Source organism: Butyrivibrio sp. ob235 (assembly GCF_900109475.1).
Lineage (GTDB): Bacteria > Bacillota > Clostridia > Lachnospirales > Lachnospiraceae > Butyrivibrio.
Window position 1 is genome coordinate 62,578 of record NZ_FOBE01000008.1, and the last position, 18,913, is coordinate 81,490.

Annotated in this window: 21 protein-coding genes and 1 pseudogene; 20 read left to right on the plus strand and 2 right to left on the minus strand. The window is 43.4% G+C overall.

Going from position 1 to position 18,913, the window contains the following annotated elements; genetic code table 11:
* Nucleotides 1-13 precede the first annotated feature (13 nt).
* From BMW61_RS08095 to BMW61_RS08120, 6 genes are all read left to right on the plus strand, one after another.
* Nucleotides 14-1,021: a phosphate acyltransferase gene (locus tag BMW61_RS08095; protein WP_091820862.1), complete on the plus strand. Its 1,008-nt coding sequence runs from the start codon at nucleotides 14-16 to the stop codon at nucleotides 1,019-1,021.
* Nucleotides 1,018-2,130: a butyrate kinase gene (gene buk / locus BMW61_RS08100; RefSeq protein WP_022763355.1), complete on the plus strand. Its 1,113-nt coding sequence runs from the start codon at nucleotides 1,018-1,020 to the stop codon at nucleotides 2,128-2,130. The genes BMW61_RS08095 and buk overlap by 4 nt, the downstream gene beginning before the upstream one ends.
* 84 nt (nucleotides 2,131-2,214) lie before the next feature.
* The gene (locus BMW61_RS08105; RefSeq protein WP_026498176.1) at nucleotides 2,215-2,721 is read left to right on the plus strand and encodes a DUF1097 domain-containing protein; all 507 of its coding nucleotides are present in this window, start codon (nucleotides 2,215-2,217) and stop codon (nucleotides 2,719-2,721) included.
* On the plus strand, nucleotides 2,718-3,500 hold the full coding sequence (locus tag BMW61_RS08110; RefSeq protein ID WP_091820864.1) for an MBL fold metallo-hydrolase: 783 nt from the start codon (nucleotides 2,718-2,720) through the stop codon (nucleotides 3,498-3,500). Before BMW61_RS08105 ends, BMW61_RS08110 begins: the two co-directional genes overlap by 4 nt.
* A gap of 25 nt (nucleotides 3,501-3,525) precedes the next feature.
* A complete protein-coding gene (locus tag BMW61_RS08115) occupies nucleotides 3,526-4,767 on the plus strand; it encodes an L-lactate MFS transporter (protein WP_026498178.1) in 1,242 nt (413 codons plus the stop codon).
* An 80-nt stretch (nucleotides 4,768-4,847) separates the two neighbouring features.
* The gene (locus tag BMW61_RS08120; protein WP_022763351.1) at nucleotides 4,848-5,459 is read left to right on the plus strand and encodes a hypothetical protein; all 612 of its coding nucleotides are present in this window, start codon (nucleotides 4,848-4,850) and stop codon (nucleotides 5,457-5,459) included.
* Between the two features lie 47 nt (nucleotides 5,460-5,506).
* Here the strand turns inward: BMW61_RS08120 and BMW61_RS08125 are convergent, their stop codons facing one another.
* Nucleotides 5,507-6,640 (minus strand): alpha/beta hydrolase-fold protein, encoded by a 1,134-nt coding sequence (locus tag BMW61_RS08125; RefSeq protein WP_091820866.1) that lies wholly within the window; start codon nucleotides 6,638-6,640, stop codon nucleotides 5,507-5,509.
* Nucleotides 6,641-6,815: 175 nt separating this feature from the next.
* On the opposite strand from BMW61_RS08125, the gene BMW61_RS08130 reads away from it, so the two are divergent.
* The 8 genes from BMW61_RS08130 to BMW61_RS08165 all read left to right on the plus strand — a co-directional run bounded on the left by BMW61_RS08130 (nucleotide 6,816) and on the right by BMW61_RS08165 (nucleotide 12,838).
* Nucleotides 6,816-7,877, plus strand: a complete 1,062-nt coding sequence (locus BMW61_RS08130; RefSeq protein ID WP_091820868.1) for an SGNH/GDSL hydrolase family protein — start codon at nucleotides 6,816-6,818, stop codon at nucleotides 7,875-7,877.
* 44 nt (nucleotides 7,878-7,921) lie between these two features.
* Complete coding sequence (locus BMW61_RS08135; RefSeq protein WP_091820870.1) at nucleotides 7,922-8,287, plus strand: ACT domain-containing protein; 366 nt, start codon at nucleotides 7,922-7,924, stop codon at nucleotides 8,285-8,287.
* A 121-nt stretch (nucleotides 8,288-8,408) separates the two neighbouring features.
* Nucleotides 8,409-8,648, plus strand: coding sequence for a dihydroxy-acid dehydratase domain-containing protein (locus tag BMW61_RS08140; protein WP_139176249.1), 240 nt, complete (start codon nucleotides 8,409-8,411; stop codon nucleotides 8,646-8,648).
* 128 nt (nucleotides 8,649-8,776) lie between these two features.
* Nucleotides 8,777-10,039, plus strand: coding sequence for a Y-family DNA polymerase (locus BMW61_RS08145; RefSeq protein WP_022763346.1), 1,263 nt, complete (start codon nucleotides 8,777-8,779; stop codon nucleotides 10,037-10,039).
* A 12-nt stretch (nucleotides 10,040-10,051) separates the two neighbouring features.
* A complete protein-coding gene (locus BMW61_RS22415; protein WP_044929133.1) occupies nucleotides 10,052-10,537 on the plus strand; it encodes a hypothetical protein in 486 nt (161 codons plus the stop codon).
* 31 nt (nucleotides 10,538-10,568) lie between these two features.
* Complete coding sequence (locus BMW61_RS08155; RefSeq protein WP_081667829.1) at nucleotides 10,569-11,288, plus strand: GH25 family lysozyme; 720 nt, start codon at nucleotides 10,569-10,571, stop codon at nucleotides 11,286-11,288.
* Nucleotides 11,289-11,303: 15 nt separating this feature from the next.
* Nucleotides 11,304-11,744, plus strand: a complete 441-nt coding sequence (locus BMW61_RS08160; RefSeq protein ID WP_091820873.1) for a GNAT family N-acetyltransferase — start codon at nucleotides 11,304-11,306, stop codon at nucleotides 11,742-11,744.
* 326 nt (nucleotides 11,745-12,070) lie between these two features.
* Nucleotides 12,071-12,838, plus strand: a complete 768-nt coding sequence (locus tag BMW61_RS08165; protein WP_091820998.1) for a ZIP family metal transporter — start codon at nucleotides 12,071-12,073, stop codon at nucleotides 12,836-12,838.
* A 47-nt stretch (nucleotides 12,839-12,885) separates the two neighbouring features.
* On the opposite strand, the gene BMW61_RS08170 is transcribed toward BMW61_RS08165, so the two are convergent.
* On the minus strand, nucleotides 12,886-13,749 hold the full coding sequence (locus BMW61_RS08170) for a LysR family transcriptional regulator (RefSeq protein ID WP_091820875.1): 864 nt from the start codon (nucleotides 13,747-13,749) through the stop codon (nucleotides 12,886-12,888).
* Between the two features lie 125 nt (nucleotides 13,750-13,874).
* Between BMW61_RS08170 and BMW61_RS08175 the strand changes: the two genes are divergently transcribed.
* The 6 genes and pseudogenes from BMW61_RS08175 (at nucleotide 13,875) to BMW61_RS08200 (ending at nucleotide 18,905) form a co-directional block, all read left to right on the plus strand.
* Nucleotides 13,875-15,281, plus strand: a complete 1,407-nt coding sequence (locus BMW61_RS08175) for an MATE family efflux transporter (RefSeq protein ID WP_091820877.1) — start codon at nucleotides 13,875-13,877, stop codon at nucleotides 15,279-15,281.
* An 82-nt stretch (nucleotides 15,282-15,363) separates the two neighbouring features.
* A complete protein-coding gene (locus BMW61_RS21840) occupies nucleotides 15,364-15,528 on the plus strand; it encodes a hypothetical protein (RefSeq protein WP_175475132.1) in 165 nt (54 codons plus the stop codon).
* 164 nt (nucleotides 15,529-15,692) lie between these two features.
* Nucleotides 15,693-16,361 carry a helix-turn-helix domain-containing protein gene (locus BMW61_RS08185; RefSeq protein WP_091820881.1) on the plus strand — a complete coding sequence of 223 codons (669 nt, stop codon included), beginning with the start codon at nucleotides 15,693-15,695 and terminating at the stop codon, nucleotides 16,359-16,361.
* Nucleotides 16,362-16,391: 30 nt separating this feature from the next.
* Nucleotides 16,392-16,598, plus strand: a pseudogene (locus BMW61_RS08190) (DUF6483 family protein); the annotation flags it as partial.
* A 211-nt stretch (nucleotides 16,599-16,809) separates the two neighbouring features.
* Nucleotides 16,810-17,694: a DUF6033 family protein gene (locus BMW61_RS08195; protein WP_091820883.1), complete on the plus strand. Its 885-nt coding sequence runs from the start codon at nucleotides 16,810-16,812 to the stop codon at nucleotides 17,692-17,694.
* Between the two features lie 104 nt (nucleotides 17,695-17,798).
* Nucleotides 17,799-18,905, plus strand: coding sequence for a hypothetical protein (locus BMW61_RS08200; RefSeq protein WP_091820885.1), 1,107 nt, complete (start codon nucleotides 17,799-17,801; stop codon nucleotides 18,903-18,905).
* Nucleotides 18,906-18,913 lie beyond the last annotated feature (8 nt).

The window sequence follows — 18,913 nt, forward strand, 5'->3', positions numbered from 1 at the left end:
TGAGAGGTAGAAAATGAGCGTAATTGATAAGATTTTTGAAAAAGCTAAATTGGATCCCCAGAGAGTAGCATTCCCTGAGGCTCTTAATGAAAAGATGATGCAGGCAGCTTATGAGGCAGGCACCGAAGGATATATCATACCTATCCTGGTGGGTGATGAAGCAGAGATTAAGGCTGCTATCAAGGAGAGAGGCTACAAGGAAGAGGCGTTCAAGATCGTTGACGTAAACAACGAGGAGTACAAGGCCCTTCTTGTTGAGAAATACACAGCGCTTCCCGAGACAAGACTTAAGGAGAAGGCACTCAGACGTCGTATGGAGGATAAGCTCCAGTTTGCAATGGTTATGCAGGCTGCAGGCGAAGCGGATGTTACCTTTGCGGGAATTGACTATACGACAGGTGACGTTCTTCTTGCAGGACAGATGATAATCGGCATTAAGCCCGGTCTTGCAACAGTTTCAAGTATCGGACTCTGCGATATTCCGGGATTTGATGGAAGCGAGGGATCACTTCTTGCAATCGGTGACAGTGCAGTGTGCACCAATCCCAACCCCGAGCAGCTTGCAAGTATCGCTATTTCAGCTTGTGATACTGTTAAGTCACTTCTCGACTGGGAGCCCAGATGCGCATGTGTCAGCTATTCCACCTGCGGAAGCGGCCAGGGCGAGCTGATCGACAAGGTTACCGAGGCAGTAAAAATTGCTAACGAGCTTCGTCCCGACCTTGCAATTGACGGTGAATTCCAGCTTGATGCTGCTATTAACCCGGATGTTGCCAAGAAGAAGGTAAGCAGAGAGAGCAAGGTTGCAGGTAAGGCAAATGTTGTTATCTGGCCCGATCTTAACGTAGGTAATGTCGCAGTTAAGCTCATTCAGCAGTTCGGTAAGGCGGATGCTTACGGTCCGATGCTTCAGGGCTTTAACAAGGTTGTATGTGATTGCTCCAGAAGTGCACCGGTATCCGAGATCAAGGGCAATATCGTAATCAGCGCAGTAAGAGCGGCAGGAGAGAAGAAAAAATGAAAGAATACAAGGTTTTCACAATAAATCCGGGCTCTACATCCACCAAAATCGCGCTTTTTAAGGGTGAAGAGTGTCTCTATACCCAGAATGTATCTCACGATGCAGCTGAGCTTGCAAAATACGAGACCATAAGTGATCAGCTTCCCTACAGAAGAAATATGATCCTTGACCTCCTTAAGGAGGCAGGTCAGTCCATCGATGATGTGGACGTGTTTGTAGGCCGTGGCGGCGGACTTTTCGCTATGGAGGGTGGTACCTACGAAGTGGACGATCTGATTTTGGAGCATGCCAGAACCATGGCAAACGGCGTTATCCATCCTGCAGCACTCGGACCGCAGCTAGCTCATGAGTTTGCATCCAAAAACGGCGCTAAAGCGATGGTAGTAAATCCTCCGGATGTTGATGAGTATCAGGATCTTGCGAGAATGACAGGAATCAAGGGCGTTTATCGCCTCGCACACCTCCATTCCCTCAACCTCAAGGAGACAGCAATTCGCCACAGCAAGAACGTTCTTCATAAAAAATATGAGGAAGCAAACTACATCGTATGCCATATCGGCGGCGGAATCTCAGTATCCGCGCACAGACAGGGAAAAATGGTAGACGGTTTTGATATCGTAGGCGGAGAGGGACCGATGGCTCCTACGCGCTGCGGAAGCATATCCGTTGCCAATCTCCTTGATTACATGAAGAAGAATAACCTCGGCGTAGCTGATGTAAAGCCGCTTATTACCAAGTCCGGCGGATTTGTAAGCCACGAAGGAATATCAGATGCTATTGAACTTACAAACCGTGCTGCGAACGGTGATAAGTACGCTGAAATGGTCTGGAATTCAATGATTTATCAGATCGAAAAGTGCATCGGATCCATGGCAGCCGTTCTTCACGGCAAAGTGGACGGAATTCTTCTCGGAGGCGGAATGGTGCATAACAAGGATCTTGTACAACAGATTACAGATACCTGTTCCTTTATTGCACCGGTATTTGCTTATCCCGGAGAATTCGAGATGGAAGCTATGGCTGCAGGTGCAATCCGCGCTCTTAACGGAGAAGAGGAGATAAAGCACTATACAGGAAAGCCCTGCTTTACAGGCTTTGATTTTGAATAATCGATAATCTTTATTAGGCTTCGATGCTTTATGAAAATAAGGAGTCGGAGCCTGATTCATTTTAGAACGAAAAGAGAGTTACAAATGAACGAAAAAACAATAAACAAATTGACACTGGCGCTGGGAATAGCGCTGCTTCCGCCTATCTGGGCAGTCCTCTCACCCATGGTTGGTATCACCACCGGTGCGGTAGCTCTTATATGTGCGGGACTCTATGTAGCGAACGGAAACAAGGCATCAGATGCCCTTAAAATAGCTATCGGATTCTTGTGCGGCGATATTTGGGCGGTTATCGCGATTTTTATAATGGAAAAGCTGAGCTTTAATCCCAATGTTGAGCTGTATTGTACATTGTTTGTGATGGGTGGTCTTGCGGTTCTCATCGGCGAGAGTGTGCCAAAGTTCATTTTCACACCGGCATGGCTCTGCGGATGGGCAATAGGTCTTACGATAATGGGACCCATGGCAATAGCTGATATCGGCACACTTCCGCTCCAGATCGGGGCTGCAATGATAGCAGGTGTTGTTTATGTGGGTATCGGAGTGGATGCTTTCCAGAAAAAGCTGATAAGTATTATACTTAAGAAATGATAAAAACGACTAAAATCTCAGGAAAAATATACATACTTGAGGACAGGTTTGAAAGCGGGACCAGCCTTATAATCGGAAGCGAAAAAGCCCTTTTATTCGATACAGGTTGCGGAGTTGATGATATCCATGCAGAAGTGCGAAAGATAACAGATCTGCCGCTCCTTGTAATATGCAGTCACGGTCATTTTGATCATATTGGCGGAAGCCGCTTTTTTCCTAAGGTTTATCTGTCCCAAAAGGACAGAAATATCCTGGATACCTATAATGAGGAACTGCTGAATAAATGGGTCAGTGAGATGGAAGATAATATACAAGACGATACACAAGGTATTGTATTTGGTTGTGGGGATTGGAAGCAGATTGCAGAGCTTGATTTTGACCGAATTGACCTCGGAGATATTCACGGAGAGATCATTGACCTTCCCGGTCATAGCCACGGTTCGATTGGAATATTACTTCCGGAATTAAAGCTGCTTCTTAGCGGCGATGCGCTCTCTCCGATAATCAGTCTGATTTTCAAGAATCACGGAACTGTGGAGGAGGAGCTCCAAACGGTTAAAAAGGCCTTAGAGCTTGATTTTGACTATTATATCTCATCACATAACGGGAATCTTCTTACAAAAGACGTCTTGAAGAGGATGGCAGAATGTCTGGAAGATACCGAAAATAAAAAATTTTATAAGTATTCCTATCCTAAACCGCCCTACGGCGAGGGATATTTCCACGTCCATTCCCTTGGGGATGAACCGGTGGGACTCATTGTTGAAAAACACATGTAATTTTTAGACGAAAAGAGGATTAAAAATGAATTTAACAAGTCGGAGATGGCTGGTATTAATAGCAAGTTGCCTGATTAACCTTTGTATAGGTGCACTGTATGCCTGGAGCGTTTTTGCATCTCCTATGGCGGAGCATATTTCAGCGGTACAGGGACTTAGCGGAGACAATGCCGTAACAGCAAGTAGTCTTGCCATAGTATTCTCCATAGCAAATGTGGTTGGACCTATAACCATGATAGGCGGCGGAAAGCTTGTAAGGACAATCGGACCGAGATTTGTAATTATGATAGGCGGAATCTGGTTTGGTTTGGGCTTTCTTATCTGCGGTTTTGCGGGATCTGTTCCGGGACTTATTTTCGGATTTGGTATATGCTGCGGACTTGCCATGGGTATGACCTACGGCTGCACAGTCAGCAACTGCGTTAAGTTTTTTCCGGATAAAAGGGGACTGGTCGGTGGTATAGCCACTGCATCTTATGGACTTAGCTCAGTGCTGGTTCCGATCATTGCCAATGCAATCATCTCCAAAATGGATGTAACAATGGCCTTTAAGATACTTGGAATAGCGATTGTTATTATTGTATTTGCCGCATCATTACTGATCCTTCCCTGTCCGGACGGCTTTGTGCCGGAAGGGTATGTTGCACCTCTTTCCGATAATACAAAAGCATCAAAAGCTAAGGATTATACCTGGAGCGAGATGCTTAAGACCAAGGAATTCTACGTAATGATGGTGCTTATGTGCTGCGGCGCATTTATGGGTATGATGATCATTTCGCAGGCTTCCCCGATTGCGCAGAATCAGGTGCTTATGAGTCCGCAGGCAGCCGCTGTGGTTGTATCTGTTCTGGCTCTTTTCAATACAGGTGGAAGAATTCTCGGAGGATTTATCTCTGACCTTATCGGGCAGATAAATACACTTACAATATTGCTTTTTTGCTCGATCGTTGGCCTTTTCATGCTTATAATCACCGGAGAGGGTAGCGCATTTACTCTCTATGCGGGAATTTGCATCATAGGTATATGTTTTGGCGGATTTATGGGAATATATCCCGGTTTTACCAACGAGAAATTCGGTGCAAAGTATTCAAGCGTAAATTATGGAATTATGTTTATTGGTTTTGCATTTTCAGGATTTTTTGCGCCGATAATCATAGGCAGAATCTACAGTATGCAGGGTACTTATGTGGCAGCTTATTATGCAGCAATGATTTTATCAATTTTGGGAATTGCACTTACATTTATATATCGTATAATGAATAAATAGGCTAAAAAATTTAATAAGAATGCCAGTCAATCTTGAAGCTTTTGATGAGAGAGACTGTATGCATAGCGAGGGGGGAAAGCATGCCGGCATACTTTTCATTGGTCTCTGAATGTAACAGAGACCATATATACGATACTATTCTTAGGGACTTTTACAAGGTTTTGCCGACGGCGGGGCTGAATCTTCTTGGCGAGTACTGGCCGTTCATGGATATACCTTATGATGAACTCATGGATAGCAATCAGAAGAAGCTGGAAGATAACTATCGGCTTGCTTTTAAGGAACACGCCGGGAATGATTATATACAGATTGTGCATGTCCTGGAAGGGTTTTCCGAAGTCAGAAGCTTTATACTGAATCAGCCGGAGAAGGGGATTTTTACAATAAATATTATTGTTCCCGAGGATGATCTTATAAAGGCGGAGGACCACAAGATAGTATATGACCGTGAAAAGGTTGATAAGCTTATTGCGGTAGCAAAAAAGATCTATGAGCTGCCTTTTGTGGATCTGATACAGACAGATCTGGAGCTTTCCGATGATCCGTATTCACTTGAGGAGATTACGGAAGGAGAGGCTTTGGGAGTAGAACCCTTTGCAATTGTTCCGGACACATTAAAAAACAGTGTACCGGAAAAGTACACTGTTTCAGAAGCATCAGGTAACGGATTGCTTGTAACTATCGACTACTAAATCAGTAGTCGATTTTTTTCGCTCCATGGGCGGGCTCTAACGGGAAATCAAGACTCCGCCTTAAATACCAGCTGGGCGAAATTGTAGAAGCCCAGATACCAGATGTGAAAATCGTGGCCGCCGTTAAGCTCCTGCCACATGAAGTTCTCACCATCCACAAACTGATCGCAGAGAGCGGGCAGTGATTTTGCGGCCGCTGAAGCGCTTGAATAGGCTGTTCTATCCTGTAATCCGCATATATTGTAGAAATAGTATATGGGATAAGTATTGTCTTTAAGAAGAGAAGCTGTCTGGGCCGCAGTTTTGCTGGTAGGCGCTGCGGAAAAGGCTCCAAAATATCCAAACATATCGAGGCATTCGCCTATTCCGATATTTATTGTCTGCATACCGCCCATTGATAAGCCGGCAATGGCTCTGTGTGCTCTTGCTTCGGACAAATCATAACCTTCACTGTATTCAGCATAGGTGCTGTAGTGTGAATCAATGTAAGGAATCAGATCGTTTCGAAGCTCCTGGCCGAATTTGTAGAATCCGTCTATTCCGGAACTGCCTTCGCCTTCAAGATCACAGGCTCTGCCATTGGGTGTTACAACTATGAAGGGATCAATGTCTCCGTAGTAAGCAAGATTATCCATCAGTGCTTTAACTCTGGAAGTTTTCTTATCCAATCCCCATTCGTTTTCATTGCCGCCGATTCCGTGCAGCAGAATCAGGACATTATATTTTTTATCGCTGCTGTAGTTGGCAGGAAGATAGATATTTGCTTCCTTTGTGATCTCATGGCCGTCCCCTGCATAGTCGTGGGCGGGATATGAGATATGTTCTACGGTACCTGAAGCCTCATCCGTTCTCAGGGCAGTGTACTTGGGAAGTACAAGGTCACCGACTTCAGCTTCGGCGATTCTCTTATCTTCAGTGTCGGTTGCATTCTCATCGGCATCTGCTACGTCAGCTTCCTCGGTATAGGAGGTTTCCTGCTCAATTGCTTCTGCGATTCCGTCGGCAACCTCAGTATTTTCTTCGGCAGTTGCCTCTGTCTCAGATACAGTTTCTTCCGCAGAAGACGCCTCCTGCGAAGATGCTTCAGCCGGTGCGGCTTCCTTCTCTGCAGCGCTTTGGCCACAACCTGATAAAACAGACAAACTGATTGCCAATAGCCCAATTAAAATACTCTTTTTCATGATAGCTCCCTAATATTTTTATTTTGATTTTTTTCACATGGTAAGTATTGTACCACACATAAATAGTGTATTTATCGCCGGTATACATTGCTAACCATTTATAGGCTTTATCGTGGCAGATATTGCGATGTGATATACTGTTTAAAAAGTTTTGAAAAAGAAGAGGACATTTGGTATGAAAAAAAGATTATTTATTTTGATAGCAGCATGCCTGATCATGTCAGGCTGTGGAAACAGTACAAGCACCGAAAGACCGGCTCTGCCCACTCCTTCAGAGACCGAAACGGTTTCAGATCAGAGCGCCGATGAGACGCCGACAATGAATGCCACAGACGATGGCAGCGACAGCAGTGCTCCGGCATCCGATTTTGCACAAGCCCCTTCAAGCGATAATGCATCGGAAGATTTCGGTGATACCGGATCACCGTCTACAAGCTTTGAAAGTGACGCGCCGGACATGAGCGAGCCTGAAAGTATAGGTGATGATTCGTCACCGTCATCATCCGGCGTGGCAACTCCTTCCGGCCAGAGCCCTTCAGGGGTTGAGAGCAATTTTGATAATGATATTGACGAGCCTGTGACAGCTTCTGAAAACGAGACTGAAAGCGATGAAGCCGGTTCTGAGAAGGAAGAGGCTGCTCCCGCAGAGGAAGCACAAAATGAAGCACAAAACGAAGCAACCGAGGCTACTTCCGAGGAGGAGACTCCTAAAGAGGAGAGCACCGGCTATGGCAGAATCTTCTTTGTGGGAGATTCAAGAACAGTTGATATGTTTGATGGAAATGCAGAGGAAATCTACGATTATGATGCCAGCGGAATCAGGGTTTTTGCAAAAGACGGCTGCCACTGTGCATACCTCACTGATGTTATCGGTCGCTATGGCACAGGGGAGTTTGACACGCTGGTATCATGGCTTGGCTGCAATGATAACAACGATGCGGCTTTATACGAGTCTGTATACGAAAGTCTGATAAGCCAGGGAAAAACAGTTGTTATCTGTACAGTAGGCCCTACTGCGGATGAATCCCTCAGCGGCGAATTCGATGTCGCAAACTATCCAAATGAAAAAATGATCGCCTTTAACCAGAGTGTCACCGGATGGGCAAGTGCTCACGGCGTGAAGGTGATAGACGTATATTCCTATGTTAAGAACAATGTAGAGATATCGCCCGACGGAATACATTACAATCCCAAGCCCACAACGGCAATCTGGAACTATATTGTCAGCAATTTGTAATATGACGAAGATAAATATCTTGTGAAGGAAAGGTTGGTGTAATTATGAAATTATTGCGGTTACCATATGATTTTACAGTATGCAAGGTTAAGGATATTTCTGAGATAGATTTACAGCAGGACTTTTGCTTCGTGGGAAAAACAGATGAGGAGATTTCTCTCGTGTGCCGGACCGAGACGGTTCCCGAAAATACGGTGGAACGAAACGATGGCTGGAAGTGCTTCAGAATACAGGGAGAACTCGATTTTTCACTCATAGGAATTCTCTCGGGGATATCCAAGGTATTGGCCAAGAACAATATAGGAATCTTCGCTGTTTCGACTTTTAATACGGATTATATTCTGGTTAAGGCCGAGAATTTCGAGCTTGCGCAGGAGGTTCTTGATAAGGCAGGCTACAGGATTATTTAAAGAGGGCTACATCAAAAATTACGTAGGAATATCGGAAAATCCGGAGGTCGGACATGGAATTGAAAAGTCAGCAGATGAGAAAAGTGGCTCCTGAACTTGATCCGCTAAGGATTGGGACGGGATGGAAGAGCGAGGAGAGATCGAAGAGGGCGATCTCATCGAGCTTGATGTCAGAGAGAGGAAACTTAATATAATCGGAATAAAGGGTGAAAGGAGGTCTCCGGAGGAGATTGACAGAATCCTTCAGAACAGAAAGGAAAACTGGAAACCGCGCAGCGGTAAATACCAAAAAGGTGTGCTGAGACTTTTCAGAGAGCATGTGGTAAGTCCGATGAAGGGCGCATATCTTGACATGGATTAGTGACTGTCGCTAAAAAATCCGTTCATCAAAAATTAATATTTTGTTCGCTTGAAACATTCGTTCGATGGGTATATTATTAATGAACAAAAGTTCGGAACATACATTCGATATTTTGAAAAGGTATGCCTATGGATAGAGAGCAGAGAACATATTTCATAATTGATCTAAAGAGCTTCTATGCCAGTGTGGAGTGCGTGGACAGGGGGCTGGATCCCATGACGGCTCTTCTTGTTGTGGCTGATAAGGAGCGCAGCAAGGGGACTATCTGTCTGGCCATCACGCCCGCCATGAAGGCCCTTGGAATTAAGAACCGCTGCAGGATATATGAGATTCCCAAGAATTTGGAATATATCGTAGCGCCTCCCAGGATGCAGAGATATATAGATGTATCCGCGGATATTTATGGGATATATCTGAGCTATGTCGCTAAGGAAGATATACATGTTTACTCAATCGACGAATCTTTTCTGGATGTGACTGCCTATCTGGAGCTTTACGGACTATCGCCCCATGACCTGGCACTGAGCATCATGAACGACATAAGAGAACAGCTGGGACTAAGGGCTACCTGTGGCATCGGTACTAATTTGTATCTTGCCAAGGTGGCCCTTGATATACTGGCGAAGCATTCTCCGGACTTCATAGCGGAGCTCAACGAGGAATCCTACAGACAGAGGCTCTGGACACACAGGCCGCTCACCGATTTTTGGCGCATCGGCCCCGGAACTGCGCGAAGGCTCAACGCGCTTGGGATGTATACCCAGGGAGATATCGCGGTTTATCCGGAAAACTTGTTGTATAAACAGTTCGGAGTTCTTGCGGAGTACATTATAGACCATGCATGGGGACGGGAATCCTGCACCATGAAGGACATCAAAAACTATAGAACCCGCTCCAAATCTCTTTCCTGCGGGCAGGTACTGATGAGGGATTACAGTTTTGATGAAGCCGTGATCATAGTGAAGGAGATGGCGGACGAGCTCTCGCTTGATATGGTTGCGGCGCATGTGGTCAGCAATAATGTCTCGCTTTATATAGGCTACAGCGCAGGAACGTATCCATCTACCGGCGGGAATATGACCTTGCAGGTTACGACAAATTCCTACCGGATACTGATGGATGCTTATGTCAGGCTTTACTATAAGACTACCAACAGGATAGTACCGATAAGGAGAGTTATTCTCAGCGCCAATTCCGTACTTGACGAATGCTTTGAGCAGTATAGCTTTTTTGTTGATCCCGAAGTTATGGAGAAGGACAGGAAGGTGACCAGGTCGGTGAACCGGATAAAGTCCCGCTATGGGAAAAATGCCGTCTTAAAGGGGATGGACCTATATGAAGCCGGTAATTCGATAGCCAGAAACGCCCAGATAGGCGGACACAAAAAGTAGGAGGCGCGTTTTATGCCAAGAGCAGACAGGGCAAGCCAGTTCATGCCCTTTTCGGCGCTTAAGGGCTTTGAGGAGGCACTGAGAGAAAAAGAGCGTCTGATCTCGGAAGATGTCCCTTATAAGAACAGAGACCTGATTAAAAGGGAAAATATAGCTGACGGGGATAATCCTATTGATGATTTGATGGATATAGATTCAGGAGATTTTGTTATGAGCAGAGTCATTGATGAAGTGGATGTTATCAGCGAACACAAGGCGGATGGAAGCATCATTCCGCTGCGTCTGCGCTTTATGAATGATGATGGGGAATATGAGACTTATACTATAAAGGCTTACAGAGAGAGCGAGAAAAAGGGCACGCACACAACGGAAGACGGTATTTTTGTGGGAGATTACACCTTCGTTTTTGAGTGCCTGATTGTTGTTATGAATATGAAAAGAGTAATACGACTCTACTATGATCCAAAATCCAATACAAAATGGCGATTAGCTGTATAATAATAGGATCAGGTAGAAAGGTCTGGCATATATGAAAATACCACGAAAGACAGCATTGGTAGTGGGGGGCTTGATTTTTGCGGCACTGATTTGCTTTATGATAGCTGTATCGGCCCCTGTAGCTTCAAAAAGATATTCAATAAAGGGAATAGATGTATCTCATCATCAGGGGAATATTGACTGGCCTAGGGTTTCAGGGCATGGCATTTCTTTTGCTTATATAAAGGCGACCGAGGGAAGCGGCTATGTGGATGAAAAACTGGCAGACAATTATGATGGTGTCTCTAAGACTGATATCAACTACGGATTTTACCATTTCCTAAGTCTTGAAAGCTCATCAGAGACGCAGATGGACAACTTCAGAGAAGCTGTAAAAGAATATAAAATGGAGCTGATCCCAGCAATTGACGTAGAGTGGTACGGTGATATGCGAAAGAATCCACCTCAGAAAGAACTGGTTATATCAAAGCTAAAAGAACTCTCAGCACTCATGGAAGAGGAGTATGGAACAAAGCCCGTAATTTACACCACGCAGACTTTTTATTTCAAGTATTTAAGAGGAGAAATCGGAGAAAATCCGCTGTGGATCAGAAATACCTTCTTTTTTCCGGTGCAGGACTTTGTAATCTGGCAGTATTCCGAGAAGCTCGACCTTGGTGATGCCATTGAGCTTGGAAGGTATGTCGATGTTGATGTCATGACATCAGATGCTCAATTGAAAATGGACATTGACCAGGCAATCTATCGGTAAGGGGGATACAGAAACGTGATAAGAAAAGCAGAACTCAGGGATTTATCCAGGATTGCCGAAATCCTGGTGTTTACAAAGAGAATAAAGTACAGATCAATCTTTCATAACGACGATTACTCTTTTAACGAGTTGCAAGTATTCAGGGTCGCTGATGAATTCAGAGCTCCTGAACTACTGGATAAAGTCTGGGTATATGATGATGGCATAGTTAAAGGAATGATCCATCTGGAAGGAAAAGAGATCGTTGAATTATATGTGGATTACTTCTTTTGGGGACAAGGCATCGGCTCTAAGCTGCTAGAGTTTGCGGAAGAGAAGTTTGATGTAAAATTTGTGTGGACTTTGGAAAAGAATGTAGATGCCGTCAGGTTTTATGAGACACATGGATTTAAACTCAACGGGAAGAGACAACCAGAGGAAGGAACACCGGAATATATCGTGATGTTGGAAAGGTGAACTCTGGTTTTAGCGAGAATAGTCTTATAAATTACTTGTGCTTGGCAAGGTTGTGAAAAAAGAAGAGTCTTCGGAACAGGTAGTAAAAGCCGAGATATATAGTGATTTTAAAGAGAATATATATTTTGTTTTTTTGGGGGATACCTCAATAAGAATTATGGATTTTATGTAATTTTACGAATGTGCCGCAAAAAGGCATAATATAGTAAGTGGGAAACAGGGGACAATGGAACAAGAAAGAGATTACCCACCCAATGCTGAAATTGTTGTTCCCTGGCCTGATAAGACTTAAATATGACATTACTAAAGGAAAGGAGCTACAAGATATGTGGAATATAATCATCATTCCATTCCTTGGAACGGCGCTTGGCGCTGCCAGTGTATTTTTGTTTAAAAAAGAGATGAGCCAGCAGATGCAACGTGCGCTGACAGGCTTTGCTTCGGGGGTGATGGTGTCCGCATCTTTTTTCAGCCTCCTGCTTCCTGCACTTGATCAGACAGCAGATATGGGAAAGCTTGGGTTTGTTCCTGTATCTGTCGGATTCGGGATAGGAATGCTTTTCCTTCTGGTAATGGATATGGTGACGCCTCACATGCATCTGGATAAAAACGAGGAAGGTCCAAAGAGCGGGCTAAAGAGAACAACAAAGCTTGTCCTGGCGGTCACTCTCCATAATCTTCCTGAAGGAATGGCAGTAGGAATAGTATGTGCTGGCTGGCTTTACGGAAACAGCACGATCTCTTTTACAGGAGCTCTGGCGCTGGCAATCGGTATTGCTATACAGAACTTTCCAGAGGGAGCAATTGTTTCAATGCCGCTTTTAGGTGAGGGTGTTCCTAAGGGAAAGACGTTTCTTTATGGCGTTCTGTCCGGAATTGTTGAACCGATAGGTGCGCTTTTGGTCATTGCTGCATCAGGATTTTTTATTCCTCTGATGCCATATCTTTTGAGCTTTGCAGCAGGAGCCATGATATATGTCGTAGTAGAGGAACTAATCCCGGAAATGTCCGAGGGTGAGCATTCGAATATTGGAACAATTTCTTTTGCCCTGGGATTCATACTCATGATGGCGCTGGATGTAGGATTAGGGTGAGAGGGTGGCAGCTGAATAGATGGCGGGGTTCATACAATGCGCGCCAATCATAATATGACATTCATTTTTTCAATGAATTTTTTTATTGATGGTGATAATATCTGATACTTCTTCCATATCAGCTTGCCATGAATCTTAATCTTTGGATTTAGAGGAACAAAGGTAAGTTCCGATTCTCCGGAAGTATTTATCAGCCGGTCAAAAGTGATGGCATAGCCCATTCCTTCCTTTACCATTACTGAAGCGTTGTATACAAGATTGTAGGTGGCTGTTATATTCAATTTTGACAACACTTCATCTGAGGAAAAATGTCTTTGTGCCCCTCTGGAAATGATAACCGGTTCACTTAGGAGATCCTGCATAGTGAGTGTTTTCTTTTTGGCGAGAGGGCTGTCTTTTCGCATTAGTACTCCGTACATATCTGCTCCCGGAAGCGTTACAAACTGATAGATGCTCGGATCAGGATCAGAAAAAACAAGTGCGAAATCAAGGAGCCCTTTTCCGAGTTCATCCATAAGATCAATAGAGTCTCCACTTTTTACATTAAATTTTATACCGGGATATTCATGTGTGAGTTCTGTGGCAACCTGGGCAATATATTGAAATGCCCAGGACTCACCTGCACCTATCCTGATTGTTCCGGTGGTATTATTCTTTACCTGTGAAAGTTCATCCTCTGTTTGCTGCATGAGACTTATCATCTCCTCAGCACGTTTTCTTAAGACTAAACCTTCTTCTGTCAGCGTTATTCTACGGTTTCCTCTTTCGAATAATATTACATCCAGCTCCTCTTCCAATTCCCGCATTTGTCTTGAAAGTGATGGCTGCGCCACATGCAAAGCTTCTGCAGCTCCTGAAATAGTTCCTTCTCTTATTACCGCAAGAAAATATTGCATAATCCGGATATCCATAATGTGAGCCTCCTAAAAAGTATTTCCTATTCAATATTATTATAGCAAGATATCCAATACAAGTATTTGATTATAGCAAATGGCCATAATATGATTGCATTAGGAGAACACAAAGGAGGTGCCGTATGAGCAAAATTTCAAATAAAACAGAAAATATCATGGGAACGCAGAAGATGAGCAGACTTCTTCTTGGAACCGGAATCCCGCTTATGCTCAGCCTTCTTATAAACTCACTTTACAACTTTGTTGATTCGATTTTTGTTTCCAGAATATCAGAGGATGCACTTACTGCGCTTTCATTAGCTGCTCCCGTGCAGATGATCGTATCATCTTTGGGGCTTGGAAACGCTGTTGGTCTGAATGCAGTAATATCAAAAGCTCTTGGAGAAAAAAGACCTGATAAGGTAAAAAAGACGGCCAGTGCTGCAATTTTCATTGCAATATGCTCCTGGATAATAAATGCGGTTGTATGTATGCTTTTTGTTAATGCATATTATGATTGGCAGTCTGGTGGAAACGCAGCCATTGCTTCTTATGGAAGACAGTATCTTACCATCTGTATGCTGTTCTCATTTGGGCAGATGGGACAGTGGGTGTTTGATCGTTTTGTAATAGCAAGCGGTAAGTCTACTCTGTTTATTTTCACATTATCTGCTGCATCTATAACAAATCTGATTCTGGATCCGATCTTTATTTTTGGAATGTTTGGAATTCCACGTCTGGAAACTACGGGTGCTGCTATAGCAACAGTAATAGGGCAGTGCGTTGGGCTCATTGCAGGTGTCCTTATAAACAGGAAATGGAATAAGGAAATACCATTTGCATTCACGCTTCGTCCGGACAAAGAAAGCATTCGTGCGATTCTGAGTGTGGGAATACCGTCTACAGTAGTACAGATACTTACTTCATTCGTGAATGTTGGAATGAATTCAATACTCCTTGGGTTCTCATCTACAGCTGTTGCCGTTTACGGTGTCTGCACGCGCATGTACGGCGTTGTAACTGTGGGAGTACATGGCATAAACAATGGGCTAATTCCGATAGTTGCTTATAACTATGGAGCAAGCAAGAAAGACAGGGTAAACGACGCAGTTAAATGGGCATTTGGATATGGACTGCTGTTTTATGCAGTATTCTTTCTGATACTGGAAATACTACCTGTAAAAGTACTGGAGATTTTTGATGCATCTTCAAATATGCTGACTATAGGAGTGCCTGCAATCAGGCTTCTCGCAGTAGCATATCTTTTATCAATTATCAATCTTGTCATTGCAGCTGCGCTTCAGGGGTTATCTCTAGGTACAAAGAGCATGTATCTGACTATGCTTAGACAGGCACTGCTTCCTTTAATATTTGCATTAGTGGCAAGTAGTTTTGGTAATCTGAATATGGTGTGGATGAGCTTTATAATTGCTGAGCTTCTGGGAATGCCTTTGGCATTTCTTCTTTGGAAAAAAAGTACAGCAATGGTATTTGCGCCTGTTTCTCGGACAAATAGTAAGGAGGAAATACAATGTTTAATGAGATCATGACACTGTAAAAGTAAAAAAGATGTTTGGGTGCTATTGCTTGTATTGCGATAACCAAGCTGTTGGCTGGATTTATGATAGTGTCATGAGTTTAAGGGAAGTTGGGCTGGATTACTTACCAGACGATATTAAGAGACCTGGTAAGGATGACAAAATCCAAGAATTGGTCATTCCGCTTGATTATGTCAAAGCAGATTGGCTTCCGAAGGCAGTTCAGGATACTGCTGATATAAGAAAAGCTCAGGCATGAAGTGAACGTATGGCAGTACATGATTTATTAAATTGTGTACTGCTATTTTTATGGCTATAATGTATTAGACAAGTCTGTCTAATAGCATAAAAACGGCATTTCTCGCTTTGTGTCGTGTTTGTATTAGACAGCTTTCTATATTCTGTGAGTGAAAGGAGGAGCTAATGGATTCACAGAAAATTGGAGCGTTCTTACGGGTACTTCGTAAGGAGAAAAACTTAACACAGGAGCAGCTTGCTGAAATATTAAATGTTTCTGGCAGGACTGTATCACGGTGGGAGACTGGAACAAACATGCCGGATCTTTCTATCATGATAGAGCTTGCAGATTATTATGATATCGATGTCAAGGAGCTTCTAAATGGAGAAAGGAAAAGCGAGATGGATAAAGAATTAAAGGAAACACTTAAAACTGTAGCAGAGTATACTGATGAACAGAAAAAGGCAGCCGTAAAAGCAAGTAATTATGGATTTGTTACCATCTTTATCATAAGTGCGATAGCCATATTGATTCAGATGATTGCCTATATGGATATGAAACTGGTTATAGGAGAGACGGTTGCAGTGCTACTTGGCGGGATGGCTTACCTGATGCTGATAGTAAGAGCAGGGGCATGGAATTATCCTAAGAGCAACGGGGATACATTAAAAAAAGACCTTATCAGTAGCTTAGCATGCACGATAGTTTTTACCGTTGCATTTTTCTTTATGTTAAGTAAGGCTATTCCCGGGCAGGAACTGAAGTACTCTCTGTTATTCTTTATTGTAATATTTGCAGTTTCATTAGGAGTTCTGAGGCTGTTATCATCAATATCGTCAAAGCATACCAAGTAATGCAGCTCCGATTATTAACGGAGGTGACCTATGACATTTGATGATGAAAAAGACTATATCATGAGGATTATCAAAGAAGTAGCAAGAGTCCTCTTCTCATTGATGCTTGGCAAAAAATATGTTGCGGTAGAAATGGAAAAAGATAATGGATATGAAGTTTCAGGGAAAAAGCTTGAGGATTTCCTAATGATGATTGATCAGGGAATGATAAACGAAGCTGAAAATCAGCTCTTGGATGGAAGACCTTCAGGATTTGTTTTCTGAAGGCCTTTTTTCGTACAACAATGAGGGTACAAAGAACTTTATACTTTTTTAATAATTTAAGGGTACATTCAAGCAGTAGTTAAGACGATAAAAAATATAAGAAATGGATAAGTGTCTTACTATGCGTTTTTAGATATATATGAATGAAATGGATGTCGGCTTTTTTACAAGGAGGTAGATCAGTATGACAGGAATTAATGGTATTTCTGCATATCAGCAGATAAATCAGAGTGTCTATAACGAGAAATCAGGAGTATCTAAGACTCCTGATACAGGTAGGGCAGATCAGGCTGGTTCAGCAAAAAATTCTCAGCAGGCTAAAGTAGAAACAAAAGCGTGGAGTCCGATAGATACCACGAGTTCACTTGTGCCCAGAAAAACTGAATATGGGATGACTATTGGAGATGTGCAGCTTTCCGATAAGGCAAAGGACTACTATAATTCGCTGAAATCAAAATATCATAATATGGAGTTCATTGCCGTAAGCAAGGACATGAAAGCACAGGTCCAGCAGAATGCTGCCTCCTATGGCAATGCCAACAAAATGGTAGTCCTTATAGATGAAGAGAAGCTTGAGCGGATGGCGACGGATGAATCATATCGCAAAAAATATGAGGGAATCATTGCCATGGCACAGACAAAGATGTCAGAGGCTAAGATGGGACTTACAAGCAGCGGAGCTAGTGTAAAGAACTTTGGAATGAGTGTTGATTCCAATGGAAAAGAGAATTTCTTTGCTACAGTAAATAAGACTTCTGACCTTCAGAAGAAGCGCACCGAGAAGAAAGCTGCAGAGAAAAAGGCTGCAAAACTGCAGGAAAGGAAGAAAGCAGAAAAGAAGGCACAGGAGGAACGTATCCAAAAAGCCAGGGATAAAAAAGCAGAAAAAGCAGATACTGATAAAGAAGAAACTGAGATCACAGATAACGAGGAATATGTAACATTCGAAGCAGATTCCATGGATGAACTTCTCTCCAAGGTGCAGACATACTCATACAATAATGCATCCGGAAAAGTTATGACTCAGGCCGAGCAGATGGTAGGAACAAAGATAGATTTCAGAGGCTGATGTTTTATGCACACAGCCGCACGGTGGAAATTGCTGCTATGCAGCGTGCGGCTGGCGCGAGAGGAATCGTATAAATACGATTCCTACATGTTATGAGGTACGGCATGAATATATCATTTATTGCGAATAATCTATATAGTTCACAGTACATGAAGAATGCCCAGGGGAATCTCTATGCTCAGAAGACTGACGGAGCCATGAAGAATACAATTATGGGAAAGATGCCGGTAAATTCTTTTGTATCAAGCCTTGACAAAAGAACAGACAATGAGGTTGATGATAGAAAAGGATTATCACAGCAGATGCGTCAGATGATACGCTCACTGAAGCAGGATTCTCAGCAAGATCAGAATAATAAAAAAATAAATGATTTTCTGACATCATCCGGTTCCCCGGATGCAGCAGAGGAAGAGACAGCGCCTAAGCCGACCTATAATTATAAAGAGGTTGCATCCAAAATACAGAGTGCCAAGACATCAAACAGTGCCGGGCAGGCAGTACTGGCAGCAAAAAGAGTTGTGACGCAGATAAAGAGAAAGATTTCTGCGGGGGATGGTGATCCTGAGGAACTACAGTTTGCTTTAACCCATGCAAAGCGCATGGAAATGGTGGCAAGAAAAAAGAAACATCATCTGGAACTGGAAGAGATGGTGGCCCGTGCGCAGAAGCAGGATGAGCGCCTTGACGAACAGGAAGATGCTGTTCGGGGTATTCAGAGTGCCATAACACAGGCAGAGGAAGAAAAGATCACTGAGAAAGAAGACCAAATCTTCGATGAGCGCGAGGAGATGTTGGAGGATGTCCTCTCGCAGATAGAAGAGAGTGGGGCTGATGTTTCGGATGAAATGATGGCAGACCTGAACAAGATGATCTCTGAATTTGGTGAGGAAGAACTGGAAGAGTTGGAAGAAACCATGGAGATGCTTGAAGATATGGAAGTGGTAGATCCGCATATGAGCAAAGAGGATTTTGAGGATCTAAAGAGAAAGCACAGGGCTTCAGAAAACAAGGCTATAGTAAAAGCAAATATGGAATATCTTAAAGATATGATCAAGCATGAGCTTGGAAAAGCCGGAAGTATTCCCGGTATGGGAGGTGGACAGTCAGCTTCTGCAGCGGTTGGAAGCCCGGTAGTGCAGGGGGCAACCGTATCAATGCCTGCAATGGCAGCTCCGGTTTCAGATGGGGGTTCGATCGATGTTTCAATATGATATGTAGT

Excerpts from the sequence above, each read along its gene's own strand:
- BMW61_RS08095 (WP_091820862.1), top strand. The coding sequence starts at position 14 with ATGAGCGTAATTGATAAGATTTTTGAAAAAGCTAAATTGGATCCCCAG.
- buk (WP_022763355.1), top strand. The coding sequence starts at position 1,018 with ATGAAAGAATACAAGGTTTTCACAATAAATCCGGGCTCTACATCCACC.
- BMW61_RS08105 (WP_026498176.1), top strand. The coding sequence starts at position 2,215 with ATGAACGAAAAAACAATAAACAAATTGACACTGGCGCTGGGAATAGCG.
- BMW61_RS08110 (WP_091820864.1), top strand. The coding sequence starts at position 2,718 with ATGATAAAAACGACTAAAATCTCAGGAAAAATATACATACTTGAGGAC.
- BMW61_RS08115 (WP_026498178.1), top strand. The coding sequence starts at position 3,526 with ATGAATTTAACAAGTCGGAGATGGCTGGTATTAATAGCAAGTTGCCTG.
- BMW61_RS08120 (WP_022763351.1), top strand. The coding sequence starts at position 4,848 with ATGCCGGCATACTTTTCATTGGTCTCTGAATGTAACAGAGACCATATA.
- BMW61_RS08125 (WP_091820866.1), bottom strand. The coding sequence starts at position 6,640 with ATGAAAAAGAGTATTTTAATTGGGCTATTGGCAATCAGTTTGTCTGTT.
- BMW61_RS08130 (WP_091820868.1), top strand. The coding sequence starts at position 6,816 with ATGAAAAAAAGATTATTTATTTTGATAGCAGCATGCCTGATCATGTCA.
- BMW61_RS08135 (WP_091820870.1), top strand. The coding sequence starts at position 7,922 with ATGAAATTATTGCGGTTACCATATGATTTTACAGTATGCAAGGTTAAG.
- BMW61_RS08140 (WP_139176249.1), top strand. The coding sequence starts at position 8,409 with ATGGAAGAGCGAGGAGAGATCGAAGAGGGCGATCTCATCGAGCTTGAT.
- BMW61_RS08145 (WP_022763346.1), top strand. The coding sequence starts at position 8,777 with ATGGATAGAGAGCAGAGAACATATTTCATAATTGATCTAAAGAGCTTC.
- BMW61_RS22415 (WP_044929133.1), top strand. The coding sequence starts at position 10,052 with ATGCCAAGAGCAGACAGGGCAAGCCAGTTCATGCCCTTTTCGGCGCTT.
- BMW61_RS08155 (WP_081667829.1), top strand. The coding sequence starts at position 10,569 with ATGAAAATACCACGAAAGACAGCATTGGTAGTGGGGGGCTTGATTTTT.
- BMW61_RS08165 (WP_091820998.1), top strand. The coding sequence starts at position 12,071 with ATGTGGAATATAATCATCATTCCATTCCTTGGAACGGCGCTTGGCGCT.
- BMW61_RS08170 (WP_091820875.1), bottom strand. The coding sequence starts at position 13,749 with ATGGATATCCGGATTATGCAATATTTTCTTGCGGTAATAAGAGAAGGA.
- BMW61_RS08175 (WP_091820877.1), top strand. The coding sequence starts at position 13,875 with ATGAGCAAAATTTCAAATAAAACAGAAAATATCATGGGAACGCAGAAG.
- BMW61_RS21840 (WP_175475132.1), top strand. The coding sequence starts at position 15,364 with ATGAGTTTAAGGGAAGTTGGGCTGGATTACTTACCAGACGATATTAAG.
- BMW61_RS08185 (WP_091820881.1), top strand. The coding sequence starts at position 15,693 with ATGGATTCACAGAAAATTGGAGCGTTCTTACGGGTACTTCGTAAGGAG.
- BMW61_RS08195 (WP_091820883.1), top strand. The coding sequence starts at position 16,810 with ATGACAGGAATTAATGGTATTTCTGCATATCAGCAGATAAATCAGAGT.
- BMW61_RS08200 (WP_091820885.1), top strand. The coding sequence starts at position 17,799 with ATGAATATATCATTTATTGCGAATAATCTATATAGTTCACAGTACATG.